Below are 13407 nucleotides of genomic sequence, written 5' to 3' on the forward strand. Positions count from 1 at the left end.
GAACCGGGGCGAGCCGGCAAGGCTGACGCCCCGCGTGCGATCAGTGGTGCTTGTCCTCGCCGATCATCGCCAGCGAGTTGTACATCTTCACATTGTGCTTGTGCAGGCGCATCACCAGCGCCATGGTCGCCACGATGAACAGGCCCAGCGCGACGATCACGAAGCCGATCGGCACGTTTAGCTTGATCAGCAGCGCATACAGGCACAGCATCAGCAGCACCGAAACGTTCTCGTTGAAGTTCTGCACCGCGATGGAATGGCCGGCCGAAAGCAGCACATGGCCACGGTGCTGGAGCAGGGCGTTCATCGGCACCACGAAGTAGCCCGACATGGCACCCACGATCATCAGGAACACGTAGGCGATGGCCATGTAGAGCGGCATCGCCATGCCCAGCACGTCCAGCGTCACGGCCGGCATGGTGTCCTTGGTGTAGAACGCCATCAGGATCACGGTGGCGCCCATGGCCACGCCGAACGGCAACACCGACAGCGACTTGCGCAGCGGAATGCGCGCGGCGGCCGCGATAGCGCCCACGGCCACGCCCACTGCCACCACGGCCTGCAGCAGGGCGCCTTGCGACAGGTTCAGCCCCAGCGACTTCTCGGCCCACTTGAGCACGATGAACTGCAGCGTGGCGCCCACGCCCCAGAACAGCGTGGTCACGGCCAGCGAGATCTGGCCAAGCTTGTCGCGCCACAGCGCAATGAAGCAGTCGCCAAACTCGGCAATCAGCTTGATCGGGTTCTTTTCCTGCTGGGGATAGCGGGCGCCGGTGTCCGGAATGAACAGGTTGAAGACGGCGGCAATGAAGTAGAACAGCATGATCACCACCATCGCCGCTTCGGCGGGCGTGTTGATGCCGGTGTCGACATAGGGCAGGTCGAAGTGCAGCAGGAGGCTCGACAGTTGCACCGAGATCAGCGCGCCGCCCACCACCGTGCCCAGGATGATCGAGCCGACCGTCAGGCCCTCGATCCAGCCGTTGGCCATCACGAGCTTCTCGGGCGGCAGCAGCTCGGTCAGGATGCCGTACTTGGCCGGCGAATAGGCCGCCGCGCCGAATCCGACCACGCCATAGGCCAGCAGCGGGTGCAGCCCGAACATCATGATGGCGCAGCCCACGATCTTGATGGCATTGGTGATCAGCATCACCTTGCCCTTGGGCATGGAGTCGGCGAAGGCGCCCACGAATGCCGCCAGCACCACATAGGACAGTACGAAGAACAGCTTGAGCAGCGGCGTCATCCACTGCGGGGAATGCAATTCGGCAAGAAGGGCAATGGCTGCGATCAGCAGGGCATTGTCGGCCAGCGACGAGAAAAACTGCGCGGCCATGATCGTGTAGAAACCCTTCTTCATACCTTGGACTTTGTCTCCATCGCGGGCGTCCATGTGGACGGGCAAAAGCGCACCGGCCGGTAGTGCCGTCGCTTGGCGGGAACCTGCTGCGCCTGCCTTGTCAAAGTGGGGCGGCGACGCTACTTTCGCGCGCCTTGCGGCTTGCCTGACCGTCATTGACATATTGCTTCTCTTTTAAAACATGGCCGGAGCGTCCGGCTTTATATCACGAATCCGCGACATTTCAGCACACCGGCGGACGCGCATTGGACAGTACATGCCCGGATGGATTCCCGGAATCGACCTGCGGATGTGGTCAAATATCGCCTGCGCAAGGTGGCGCCGGCTTGTCCGCGCCGGCCGGTTCGTCCCGAAGGCCTGTTACCGCACAGTGTGTGCCACCTCAACGCCCGAATCCAGTGGCCTGCCGACCGGGTCTTCCCGCATCTGGTGCAGAACATCGTTCGACAGCCCACGCAAGCAGTCATATCCATGCCAAGACCCATTCACGCTGTCATCCACCAGCCCGCGCTGGCCAACAACCTGGAAGTGGTGCGCCGCCATGCGCCGGATTCCCGCGTCTGGGCGGTCGTCAAGGCCAATGCCTACGGCCACGGCATTCGCCGCGCCTTTGCCGGCCTGAAGGCCGCCGACGGCTTCGGCCTGCTGGACCTCAACGAAGCCGTGCTGCTGCGCGAACTGGGCTGGCAGGGTCCGATCCTGCTCCTGGAGGGATTCTTCCAGCCGCAGGATGTTCCCGTCATCGAGCAATATCGCCTGACCACCGCCATCCATTGCGAGGAGCAATTGCGCATGCTGGAACAGGCGCGGCCCAAGGGTCCGCTGGCCATCCAGCTCAAGCTCAACACCGGCATGAACCGGCTCGGCTTCCGGCCGGCCCAGTACCGGGCGGCCTGGGAACGCGCCCGCACCATGTCGTGCGTGGGCAGTATCGTCCATATGACCCATTTTTCCGATGCCGACAGCGCGCGCGGCATCGCGCACCAGATCGAGGCGTTCGAGGCGGCAACGGCCAACCTGCCCGGCGAGGTCAGCCTGTCCAATTCGGCGGCCGTGCTCTGGCATCCGTCGGCCCATCGCAACTGGGTGCGGCCGGGCGTGATCCTGTATGGCGGTTCGCCCACGGGCCGGTCGGCGGACATCGCCGATACCGGCCTGCAGCCGGCGATGTCGCTGCACAGCGAACTGATCGGCATCCAGGACCTGCAGCCGGGCGATACGGTGGGCTATGGCTCGATGTTTACGGCCGACCGGGCAATGCGCATCGGCGTGGTGGCCTGCGGCTATGCCGACGGCTACCCGCGCCACGCGTCGGGCTGGGGCGACAAGCGCGCCCCGGTGCTGGTGGACGGCGTGCGCACCGACCTGGTGGGCCGGGTATCGATGGACATGATCTGCGTGGACCTGACCCCGTGCCCCAAGGCCAAGGTCGGCTCGCCGGTCACGCTCTGGGGCCACGGGCTGTCGATCGACGACGTGGCCGCCGCCAGCGGCACGGTGGGCTATGAACTGATGTGCGCGCTGGCGCCGCGCGTGCCGACCACCGTGGCCATGCTGACCACGGCCGATTCCGTCGCCTGAAGACAGCCTGCGCCCCATCCAGCCCGAGTCAGAATTTTTCGATGGCCAAGACCAAGACTGTCTATACCTGTACCGAATGCGGCGGGACCACGCCGCGCTGGGCGGGCCAATGCCCGCAATGCAACGCCTGGAACACGCTCGTCGAGACCGTGGCCGAATCGGGGTCGTCGGCCGCGCGCCGCTTCCAGCCGCTGGCGGCGTCGGCCGTGGTCCGCAAGCTCAGCGATATTGAAGCCGCCGAGGTGCCGCGCTTTACCACGGGCATCGACGAGTTCGACCGCGTGCTGGGCGGCGGGCTGGTGTCGGGCGGCGTGGTGCTGATCGGCGGCGATCCCGGCATCGGCAAATCGACGCTGCTGTTGCAAACGCTGGCCAACCTGTCGGCCAGCCGGCGCGTGCTCTACGTCAGCGGCGAGGAATCGGGCGCCCAGATCGCGCTGCGCGCGCAGCGGCTGGGGGTGGAAGCCGCCACGGTGGGCCTGCTGCCCGAGATCCAGCTGGAAAAGATCCAGGCCGCGCTGGAGGCCGACAAGCCCGAAGTGGCCGTGATCGATTCGATCCAGACGCTGTATTCCGAGGCGCTGACGTCGGCGCCCGGGTCGGTGGCCCAGGTGCGCGAGTGCGCGGCGCAGCTGACGCGTATCGCCAAGAGCAGCGACATCACGATCATCCTGGTGGGCCATGTGACCAAGGAAGGCAGCCTGGCCGGGCCGCGCGTGCTGGAGCACATCGTCGATACGGTGCTGTATTTCGAGGGCGACACGCATTCGTCGCACCGGCTGATCCGCGCGTTCAAGAACCGCTTCGGCGCGGTCAATGAACTTGGCGTTTTTGCGATGACCGAGCGCGGTCTGCGCGGCATCAGCAATCCGTCGGCGCTGTTCCTGTCGCAGCATGAGGAGCAGGTGGCCGGGTCGTGCGTGCTGGTGACGCAGGAGGGCACGCGCCCGCTGCTGGTGGAAGTGCAGGCGCTGGTCGATACGGCCAACGTGCCCAACCCGCGCCGGCTGGCGGTGGGGCTGGAGCAGAACCGGCTGGCGATGCTGCTGGCCGTGCTGCACCGGCACGCCGGCATCGCCTGCTTCGACCAGGACGTGTTCCTGAACGCGGTCGGCGGGGTCAAGATCACGGAGCCGGCCGCCGATCTGGCGGTTTTGCTATCGATCCACTCGTCGATGCGCAACAAGCCGCTGCCGCGCGGGCTGGTGGTGTTTGGCGAAGTGGGGCTGGCCGGCGAGATCCGCCCCAGCCCCCGCGGGCAGGAACGGCTCAAGGAAGCCGCCAAGCTTGGTTTCACGATGGCCGTAATCCCCAAGGCCAACGCGCCCAAGCAGTCCATCGACGGGCTGGAAGTCATTGCGGTGGACCGCCTGGAGCAGGCGATCGACCGCGTACGGCATCTGGACTGACGCAATGGCCGATGCTGCCGGGGATACCGAAGACGCAGCGTCGCGGTCCGTGGCGCGTGGCAAGCGGTCGCAGGCCGCCTACCACGCGCTGCGCGACGACATTTTCGCGTTCCGGCTGCTGCCGGGCGACCGCTTTACCGAAAACGACGTGGCCGAACGGCTGGGCATCTCGCGCACGCCCGTGCGCGAGGCGCTGCAGCGGCTGCAGGGCGATGGTCTGGTGCGGGGCTACTACCGCAACGGCTGGGAAGTGGTGCCGCTGGACCTGGGCCGCTTCGAAGCCCTGTACGAACTGCGCACGCTGCTGGAAACCCATGCGGTGACGCGCCTGTGCCAGCCGTCGCACGCGACGCGCCGGGCCGCGCTGGTGGCCATGCTCGATGCCATCTGGCGCGTGCCTGCGGCCCGGCGCCTGGCCGACGGCAACGCGGTGGCGCAGCTTGACGAGGCATTTCACCTGGCCATCGTCGATGCGGCGGGCAACGCCGAAGCCGCGGCCGTGCATCAGCAGGTGACCGACCGCATCCGCATCATCCGCCGGCTCGACTTCGCGTTCGGCGAGCGGGTCTCGCTGACCTACGACGAACACGGCGCGATCCTGGCCGCGCTGGCCGATGCCGATGCCGATCGCACGGTGGCGCTGCTGTCCACGCATATCGAGGATGGCCGCGCAGAAGTCAGCCGCCTGACCATGGCGCGCCTCGAGGAAGCCCGCACCAGCTTCGTGCCGTCGACCGAATCCGGTGCACCGGCGCGCCGCCGCCGGTTCGGCTGATCGCAGCGATTCCCCGCCGGTGACTTCGCGCGCGACATCGCGTCGCGACGCGTTATCGCCCGCTATCCCCCACGCCACGCGGCATCGCCCGCCTCGCGCCCGTCCGGCATCCGTCCCCCTTCGCCAGTCGGGGCGCCCATGGCATGCCTATTGCGACCGTTCCACGCGGGAAATTTATGTATACATAAATCGCGGAACTGTCGCGACCTGGGCGGGCGCCGCCCCGCACTGGATTCCAACAAGGCGTGGCGCCGCGTGGCCACGCATCTCTCTCGAAGTCTCCGAAGGAGTGGTTCGATGCGTACCGTTGCTGATAACGCGGCCCTGGGTGTGCCGCACGCCGTGCCGCTGGCGCGCACGCGCTGGCTGCAGTTGCTGCTGGGGCTCGTGTGCATGATGGCGATTTCCAGCCCGCAGTATGTCTGGACGCTGTTCACCAAGCCGCTGTCCGCCAAGCTGGGCGTGCCGCTGTCGGAACTGCAGGTCACGTTCTCGCTGCTGATCGTGTTGCAGACATTCTTCTCGCCGTTCCAGGGGGCAATGATCGAACGGTTCGGCCCGCGCCGCCTGATCGCGCTGGGCACGGTGCTGTCGGGCCTGTCGTGGGTGCTGGCCGCGTCGGCGCACAGCGTGAGCATGCTGTACCTGACCTACGGCGTGGTGGGCGGGCTCGGCACGGGCATCGTCTACGTGGGCGTGGTGGGGCAGATGGTGCGCTGGTTCCCTGACCGGCGCGGCTTTGCCGTGGGCATGGTCGCGGCCGGCTACGGCATGGGCGCCATCCTGACCACCTTCCCGATTGCCGCCGCGCTGGCGGGCAAGGGGCTGGAATCGACGCTCTGGCAATTCGGCCTGATCTTCGCGGTGATCGGCTTCCTGGCGTCGCAGGGGCTGCGCGCACCGGCCGCCGGCGAACCACTGGCGGTGCGGCCGGCCCACACGCCGTCGAACGTGGCCGATGTGCCGACACGCAAGATGCTCAGGACGCCGCTGTTCTGGCTGCTGTTCGCGATGATGACGATGATGTCGACCTCGGGCCTGATGGTCACGTCGCAGATGGCCGCGTTCGCCAAGGATTTCGGGGTGTCCAATGCCGTGGTGTTCGGCATGGCCGCGCTGCCGCTGGCGCTGACCATCGACCGCCTGACCAACGGCCTGACGCGACCGATGTTCGGCTGGATCTCGGACCGCTGGGGTCGTGAAAATACGATGTGCTTCGCCTTTGCGCTGGAAGCGGTGGCCATGACGCTGTGGCTGCTGACGCGCGAGAACGCGGTGCTGTTCGTGCTGTTGTCCGGCGTGGTGTTCCTGGGCTGGGGCGAGATCTTCTCGCTGTTCCCCTCGACGCTGACCGACACGTTCGGCACCAAATTCGCGACTACCAACTACGGCTGGCTCTATATCTCGCAAGGCATCGGCTCGATCTTCGGCGGCCCGCTGGCGGCGCTGATGCACGAGCGCATGGGTAGCTGGATGCCGGTCTTTGGCGTGGCGATCACGCTCGACATCGTCACGGCGGTGCTGGCCATTGCCGTGCTGAAGCCCTGGCGCAAGCAGTACCTGGGCGCGCCGGCGGCAGGCTGACGGTTCGCGAGTGGGCGGTGAAGTTGCCCGGTCGGGCGCGGGGGAGGGCAGGTGCGTCAATCCGCCACACTGCAGCCCGTGGCGGATTGCTCGGGCACCCCGGTGTCGCAACGGAAAATGGGTAATAATTCGCGTCGAAGCCAATCTTGCCCTCGACACACCCATGCAAGCCAATTCTCGCGCCTATTTCCTGCTGATCGCCGTGGTCTCGTTCGCGCTGCTCGGTGCCGCGCTGTACATGCAGTACGTGGAGGGCTACCAGCCGTGCCCGCTCTGCATCATGCAGCGATTTGCGTTCCTGGGCATCGGCCTGTTTTCGCTGCTGGCGGCCATCGCGCAAAACACGCGCACGCTGTGGCAGGGCCTGGGCATGCTGTCCGGCGTGGCCGGTATCGCGGTGGCCGGCTACCACGTGTCGCTGCTGCTGAACCCCAAGGCATCGTGCGGCATCGATCCGCTGGAAAACTGGGTCAACGCGCTGCCCACGGCCAAGCTGCTGCCGCAGGTGTTCTATTCGGACGGCCTCTGCACGGCACCGCTGCCGCCGCTGTTCGGCCTGTCGATCCCGGCCTGGTCGCTGATCTGGCTCGTGATCCTGACGCTGACACTGGCGGTGGGGCTGATCCGCCGCGAGAAGAACTACCGCTAGAGGGAGCAAACCGCTGGAGGCAGTTATGCCTGTGGTTGTCTCCCCTCTCCCATGCAATGGGAGAGGGGTTGGGGGAGAGGGCAAGGCAGTTCAAACTGCGCCGGTCGCGTCTTGAACGGCTGACCCTCTCCCCCGGCCCCTCTCCCGCAGGCGGGAGAGGGGAGTAAACCGCTGGGGCAGTTATGCCTGTGGTTGTCTCCCCTCTCCCGCAGGCGGGAGAGGGGAGCAAGCCGCTGGGCGCAGTTCTGCCTGTGGTTGTCTCCCCTCCCCATGAAATGGGAGAGGGGTCGGGGGAGAGGGCAAGGCGGTTCAAATTGCGCCGGTCGCGTCTCGAAAGGCTGACCCTCTCCCCCGGCCCCTCTCCCGCAGGCGGGAGAGGGGAGCAAAACGTTGGGCGCAGTTCTGCCTGTGGTGGTCTCCCTGTAGTGGTCAAGTTTTTTCAGACAGGTGTTAGGGTGGTCTGTTGGAACTTGTCCTCGTAGTCTGTTGGCGACGCGTAGCCCAGTGTCGAATGCAAGCGCACCGGGTTGTAGAAGCCCACGATGTACTGCGTGATGTCGCGCCGGGCTTCGGCCCGGTCGGCGTACCGCCTCTGCCAGACCCGCTCCATCTTCAGGTTCAGGAAGAAGCGTTCGGCTACGGCGTTATCCCAGCAATCGCCCGACCGGCTCATGCTGCAAACCAGGCCGTGGCGCGCTAGCAACCCCTGGTACTCCTCGCTTGCATACTGGCTGCCCCGGTCCGAATGCACGATCAGTCCGGGCGCCGGATTGCGCTGCAGGATGGCCATCTTCAAGGCCGACGCCACCAGCGCGGCCGGCATGGCCGCTGCGCTGGCCCAGCCCACGACCTTGCGCGAATACAGGTCCAACACCACCGCCAGATACAACCAGCCTTCCCCCGTGCGCACATACGTGATGTCCGACACCCAGGCCCGGTTGGGCTGTGCGGGCCTGAACTGCCTGCTCAGCACGTTCGGCGCCATCGGCCTGCCATGCCGGCTGTCAGTCGTCGCCACGAACTTGCGCTTCCACACCGGGCGCAGATTCTCCTGGCGCATCAGCGTGCGGGCTCGATAGCGCCCGATCTTCATCCCCTGTTTGTCCAGATCCTGCGCCACGCGCCGGCTGCCGTAGGTACGTCCGCTGGCCTCGAACGCCGCCCGCACATACACCGCCTGCCGCAAGGCCTTCTCCTTGGCGGCAGGCGCGCGCCCGGCCGCGTAATAACCCGCCCGGCTCACGCCCAGCACCCGGCATGCCCGACTGATGGAGATCGCCTCCTTCTGCAATCCGCTAACCACTCGATAGATCACTTGAGTTCGCGGGCGAAGAAGGCCGATGCCTTTTTTAGGATCAGATTGTCCTCCTTCAGGCGGCGGTTTTCCTCTTCGAGCTGGCGAATGCGCTGCTGCTCAGGCGTCAGCGGCTTGCCCACTCCCTTGCCGCCAGCCACTTCAAGGTCGTACTGGACCAGCCACCGGCGTAAGGCGGTCTCGCCAATCGCCATCGTGTGGCAAACCTCGGCGACCGATAGGCCCTGATCCCGGACCATCCGGACTACCTCCAGCTTGAAGGCGGCGTCAAACTTGCGGCGTTGCTTTGTCATGTCGTCTTTCCTCGTCGATCGTGATTTTCCACCTATCGACCTGTCTGAGGAAATTGGACCACTACACCCCTCTCCCATGCAATGGGAGAGGGGTTGGGGGAGAGGGCAAGGCGGTTCACATTGCGCCGGTCGCATCTTGAAAGGCTGACCCTCTCCCCCGGCCCCTCTCCCGCAGGCGGGAGAGGGGAGCAAACCGTTGGGGGCAGTTCTGCCTGTTGTTGTCTCCCCTCTCGCATGCAATGGGAGAGGCAAGCAAACCTACCGCTCGGCAGGTATTACGCGATCTGCTCGATCTGCTCTTGCAGTTCCAGCCAGCGTTCCTCCAGCTGGTCCAGCTCGCCCGTGACCTCGCCCTGGCGCTTGAGCATCTCCATCAGCTTTGCCTTGTTGGCTTCCTCATAGCTTGAAGATTCGGCCATGAAGGCGTCGATCACGGTCTTGTCGGCCTGCAGCACCGACATCCGCTTTTCCACCTTTTCCAGTTCCTTGGTCAGCGGCTTGCGCAGCACCGACAGCCGCTGCCGTTCGTCGGCCTCGGCGCGGCGCTGATCGCGGCGATTGACCGCCGGGGTGGATTCGGCGGCGTGGGCGGCCGTGGCGGCATTGCGCTTGGCGGCGGCCTGTTGCAGCAGCCAGTCGCGATAGTCGTCCAGGTCGCCGTCGAACGGCTTGATGGTGCCGTCGGCCACCAGCATGAACTGGTCGGACGTGGCGCGCAGCAGGTGCCGGTCGTGCGAGACCAGGATCAGCGTGCCCTCGAACTGGGCCAGGGCCATGGTCAGCGCCTCGCGCGTGTCCAGGTCCAGGTGGTTGGTCGGTTCGTCGAGCAGCAGCAGGTTGGGCTTTTGCCAGACGATCAGCGACAGGGCCAGCCGGGCCTTCTCGCCGCCCGAGAACGGCTCGATTGGCGAAGTTGCCATGTCGCCGCGGAAATTGAAGCTGCCCAGGAAGTCGCGCAATTCCTGCTCGCGCACGTCGGGCGCCAGCCGTGCCAGGTGCTGCAGCGGCGAATCGTGGTCGCGCAGCGTTTCCAGCTGGTGCTGGGCGAAATAGCCGATGACCAGGCCCTTGCCCAGCCGCACCGTGCCGTTGAGCGGCGGCTGCGTGCCGGCCAGCGTCTTGACCAGCGTCGACTTGCCCTGGCCGTTGGCGCCGAGCAGGCCGATGCGCTGGCCGTTCTGGATCGACAGCATCAACTTGTGCAGGATGGTCACGGGCGGGTCGGCTTCGGCGTAACCGCAGTCGACGTGGTCAAGCACCATCATCGGGTTGGGCGCCGAATCGGGCTCGCGGAACTCGAAGGCGAAGCCGGCCGCCACGTGCACCGGGGCCAGCCGCTCCATCTTTTCCAGGGCCTTGACGCGGCTCTGCGCCTGGCGCGCCTTGGTGGCCTTGGCCTTGAAGCGCGTGATGAACGATTCCAGGTGCGCGATTTCCTTCTGCTGGCGCGTGTAGGCGGCCTGCTGCTGGGCCATCTGCTGCAGCCGCATCGTTTCGAACAGCGTGTAGTTGCCGCCGTATCGCTTGAGCTGCTGGTTTTCGATATGCACCGTGACGGTGCAGATGGCATCGAGAAATTCGCGGTCGTGCGAAATCATCACAAGCGTGCCGGGGTAGCGGGCCAGCCAGTCTTCGAGCCAGACGATGGCGTCCAGATCCAGGTGGTTGGTCGGTTCGTCGAGCAGCAGCAGGTCGGACGGGCACATCAGCGCCTGCGCCAGGTTCAGGCGCATGCGCCAGCCGCCCGAGAACGACGCCACCGGCTGCGTCACCTGCGGCAGCGTGAAGCCCAGGCCAAGCAGCAGCGCCTCGGCGCGCGCGGCGGCGGTGTAGCCATCGGCGTCGGCATAGGCGCCGTGCGCCTCGGCTTCGGCCGAACCGTCGCCGCTGGCCTGCGCGGCGGCGATGCGCGATTCGATCTCGCGCAGCCGCGTGTCGCCGTCGATGACGTAATCCACGGCCGTGCGCTCGACTGCGGGCGTCTCTTGCGCCACATGTGCGATGCGCCACTGGGCGGGCACGGTCACATCGCCGCCATCGGCATGCAGTTCGCCGCGCAGCATTGCGAACAGGGTGGACTTGCCGCTGCCGTTGGCGCCGACAAGGCCCACGCGTTCGCCGGGGTTGAGCGTCACGCTGGTGTGGTCGAACAGCACCTTGGTGCCGCGCTGGAGGACAAGCTGGTCGATACGTATCACGTGAAGGGCTTCAGGCTGGATGGTGCAGGGCAGCCGATCGTTCGGCAGGCCGGCATTGTAGCGCGCCGGGGCCCGTTGGCCCGGCGCCGGCCCCGTTGCTGCCCCGTCGCCGGCCCGCGGTGGACACGCCGGCTTTCGGTCGGCTTGCCATGTCCGCTTCCATGTATTGAGGGATTTCCCGTATTCGACCACTTAGGTCATTGCGGGCACGTCATTTGCGTGTAAATTTATTTACATTGCTTGCTGCACTGCGAAAGTGCCTTTTCATTGCCGGATCGTCGCCCGTGCCGTTGGCGATGCTTCAAGGCAGTGCCAACCTTCACCCGACGTCCTCACATGTCCAGCGGCCAGACGATTTCCGAACGCATCGCCCGCGCCTTGCCCACACTGACGCCTGCGCACCAGCGCATGGCGAACTACGTGCTGGACAACCTGTTTCGCGCGGCCACGATGCGGATCGACGAATTCGCCACGGCCGTGGAGGTGTCGGTTGCCACCGCCAACCGTTTCGCCAAGGCGCTGGGCTTCGAGGGCTATCCGCAGTTTCGCGCCGAACTGGTGCGCGGATTCGAGGCCACGCTGGCGCCTGTGGAACGGCTGCGCGACGAACTGGCGCGCCCCAGCACGGTGGCCGACGTGTTTGCCGCCTCGCTGGAGGACGGTGCCCGCAACCTGGAATCCACGCGCCGCAACCTTGACCCGGAATCGATCGAGCGGGCCGTCGATGCCATCCTGGAAGCCGAGCGCGTCTACGTGATGGGCTTTGGCGCCAGCGGTTACCTGGCGGGCCTGATGCAGCACGGGCTGGAAATGCACTGCCGGATGGTGACATCGGTGTCGACGGTGGGCGGGGCCTCGCACGCGGCGCGGCAGCTGTTCAAGCTGACGCCGAAGGACCTGGTGGTCTGCATCGCCTTTCCGCGCTATGTGACCGATTCGATGAAGCTGGCCCAGCGCGTGAAGGCGCACGGCGGGCGACTGCTGGCGCTGACCGATGGCCCGACCTCGCCGCTGGCGCCGCTGGCCGATATCTCGCTCTACGCCAACGCCGGCAACCGCCTGTCCGCCAACTCGGAAGCCACGGTGCTGGCGCTGATCGAGGCGCTGTGCGGGGCGGTGTCCTACCGGTCCGTGCGCGCGGTGAAGGCGGCGGCCGAGATGACCGAATTCCTGCTGCCGTGGCTGTACGGCGCGCCCGGTGCGCGCGACGACCGCGGCGCGCAGAAATCCTCAGACTGAAGTCAAGAAGGGAAGTAGAAGGACCTATGCCTCAAGCTGTTATCGCCATCCACGGCGGCGCCGGCACGATCACCCGTGCGGCCATGGACGCCAACCGCGAACGCGAATACACCACCGCGCTGGAACAGGTGCTGCTGGCCGGCCAGCGCGTGCTGGCCGAAGGCGGCAGCGCGCTGGACGCCGTGACCGAAGCCGTGCGGCTGCTCGAAGAATGCCCGCTGTTCAATGCCGGCAAGGGCGCCGTGCTGACGCACGCCGGCACTTACGAGCTCGATGCATCGGTCATGGATGGCGCCACGCTGAACGCCGGCGCCGTGGCCTGCGTCAAGCGCCTGCGCAATCCGGTGCTGGCCGCGCGCGCCGTGCTGGAAAAGAGCGAGCATGTGCTGTTTGCCGGCGAAGGGGCCGAGGCTTTTGCCGAAGCGCAAGGACTGGAGCTGGTGGCGCCGGAATACTACTTCACGCAAGCCCGCTACGATCAGTGGCAGCGTGCCCAGGGCACCACCGGCATGGCGCTGCTGGATCACGACGCCGCCGCGATGGCCGCCAGGGCCGCGCAGGAAGGCAAGGCCGACCCGCTCGATGCGGACAAGAAGTTCGGTACGGTCGGCGCGGTGGCCTGCGATGCCAATGGCAACCTGGCCGCGGCCACGTCCACCGGCGGCGTGACCAACAAGCAGGTGGGGCGCGTGGGCGATACGCCGGTGCTGGGCGCGGGGTGCTATGCCGATGACGTGGCGGCCGTGTCGGCCACGGGCACCGGCGAAATGTTCATCCGCACGGCGGCTGCGTTCGATGTGTCGGCGCAGATGCGTTACGCGGGTTTGTCGCTGGAGGAATCGGCGCGCCGCGTGGTCATGGAGAAGCTGCCGGCCATCCATGGCCGCGGCGGCCTGATCGCGGTCGATCGCGCGGGCAACGTGACGCTGCCGTTCAACACCGAAGGCATGTATCGCGGCCTGGCCCGCGTCGGCGAACCGGTCAACGTCTGGATTTACGGCTGA

General features: G+C 66.4%; 10 protein-coding genes. 7 read left to right on the forward strand and 3 right to left on the reverse strand.

What is annotated here, in order from left to right:
• Nucleotides 1-40: 40 nt before the first annotated feature.
• Complete coding sequence (gene lplT / locus AC24R4_RS23970) at nucleotides 41-1360, reverse strand: lysophospholipid transporter LplT (RefSeq protein WP_400394825.1); 1320 nt, start codon at nucleotides 1358-1360, stop codon at nucleotides 41-43.
• Nucleotides 1361-1831: 471 nt separating this feature from the next.
• On the opposite strand from lplT, the gene alr reads away from it, so the two are divergent.
• The 5 genes from alr to AC24R4_RS23995 all read left to right on the forward strand — a co-directional run bounded on the left by alr (nucleotide 1832) and on the right by AC24R4_RS23995 (nucleotide 7358).
• Nucleotides 1832-2941, forward strand: coding sequence for an alanine racemase (alr, locus tag AC24R4_RS23975; protein WP_400394827.1), 1110 nt, complete (start codon nucleotides 1832-1834; stop codon nucleotides 2939-2941).
• Between the two features lie 41 nt (nucleotides 2942-2982).
• Nucleotides 2983-4350, forward strand: coding sequence for a DNA repair protein RadA (radA, locus tag AC24R4_RS23980; RefSeq protein ID WP_400394829.1), 1368 nt, complete (start codon nucleotides 2983-2985; stop codon nucleotides 4348-4350).
• Nucleotides 4351-4354: 4 nt separating this feature from the next.
• Nucleotides 4355-5125, forward strand: coding sequence for a GntR family transcriptional regulator (locus tag AC24R4_RS23985; RefSeq protein ID WP_487523703.1), 771 nt, complete (start codon nucleotides 4355-4357; stop codon nucleotides 5123-5125).
• A gap of 297 nt (nucleotides 5126-5422) precedes the next feature.
• Nucleotides 5423-6709: an oxalate/formate MFS antiporter gene (gene oxlT, locus AC24R4_RS23990; RefSeq protein ID WP_487523704.1), complete on the forward strand. Its 1287-nt coding sequence runs from the start codon at nucleotides 5423-5425 to the stop codon at nucleotides 6707-6709.
• Between the two features lie 163 nt (nucleotides 6710-6872).
• The gene (locus AC24R4_RS23995; protein WP_153945156.1) at nucleotides 6873-7358 is read left to right on the forward strand and encodes a disulfide bond formation protein B; all 486 of its coding nucleotides are present in this window, start codon (nucleotides 6873-6875) and stop codon (nucleotides 7356-7358) included.
• 439 nt (nucleotides 7359-7797) lie between these two features.
• Here the strand turns inward: AC24R4_RS23995 and AC24R4_RS24000 are convergent.
• Nucleotides 7798-8966 (reverse strand): IS3 family transposase gene (locus tag AC24R4_RS24000; protein WP_487522791.1). Its coding sequence is split into 2 segments (ribosomal slippage): nucleotides 7798-8699 and nucleotides 8699-8966, totalling 1170 coding nucleotides; the frame shifts between segments, so codons are not numbered across the junction.
• Nucleotides 8967-9241: 275 nt separating this feature from the next.
• Entirely contained in the window at nucleotides 9242-11164 is a 1923-nt protein-coding gene (locus tag AC24R4_RS24005; protein WP_400393157.1) for an ATP-binding cassette domain-containing protein, read from the reverse strand.
• Nucleotides 11165-11500: 336 nt separating this feature from the next.
• On the opposite strand from AC24R4_RS24005, the gene AC24R4_RS24010 reads away from it, so the two are divergent.
• Nucleotides 11501-12403 carry a MurR/RpiR family transcriptional regulator gene (locus AC24R4_RS24010; RefSeq protein ID WP_400393155.1) on the forward strand — a complete coding sequence of 301 codons (903 nt, stop codon included), beginning with the start codon at nucleotides 11501-11503 and terminating at the stop codon, nucleotides 12401-12403.
• Nucleotides 12404-12429: 26 nt separating this feature from the next.
• The gene (locus tag AC24R4_RS24015) at nucleotides 12430-13407 is read left to right on the forward strand and encodes an isoaspartyl peptidase/L-asparaginase family protein (protein ID WP_400393153.1); all 978 of its coding nucleotides are present in this window, start codon (nucleotides 12430-12432) and stop codon (nucleotides 13405-13407) included.

This window comes from Cupriavidus sp. CER-90 (assembly GCF_057652055.1).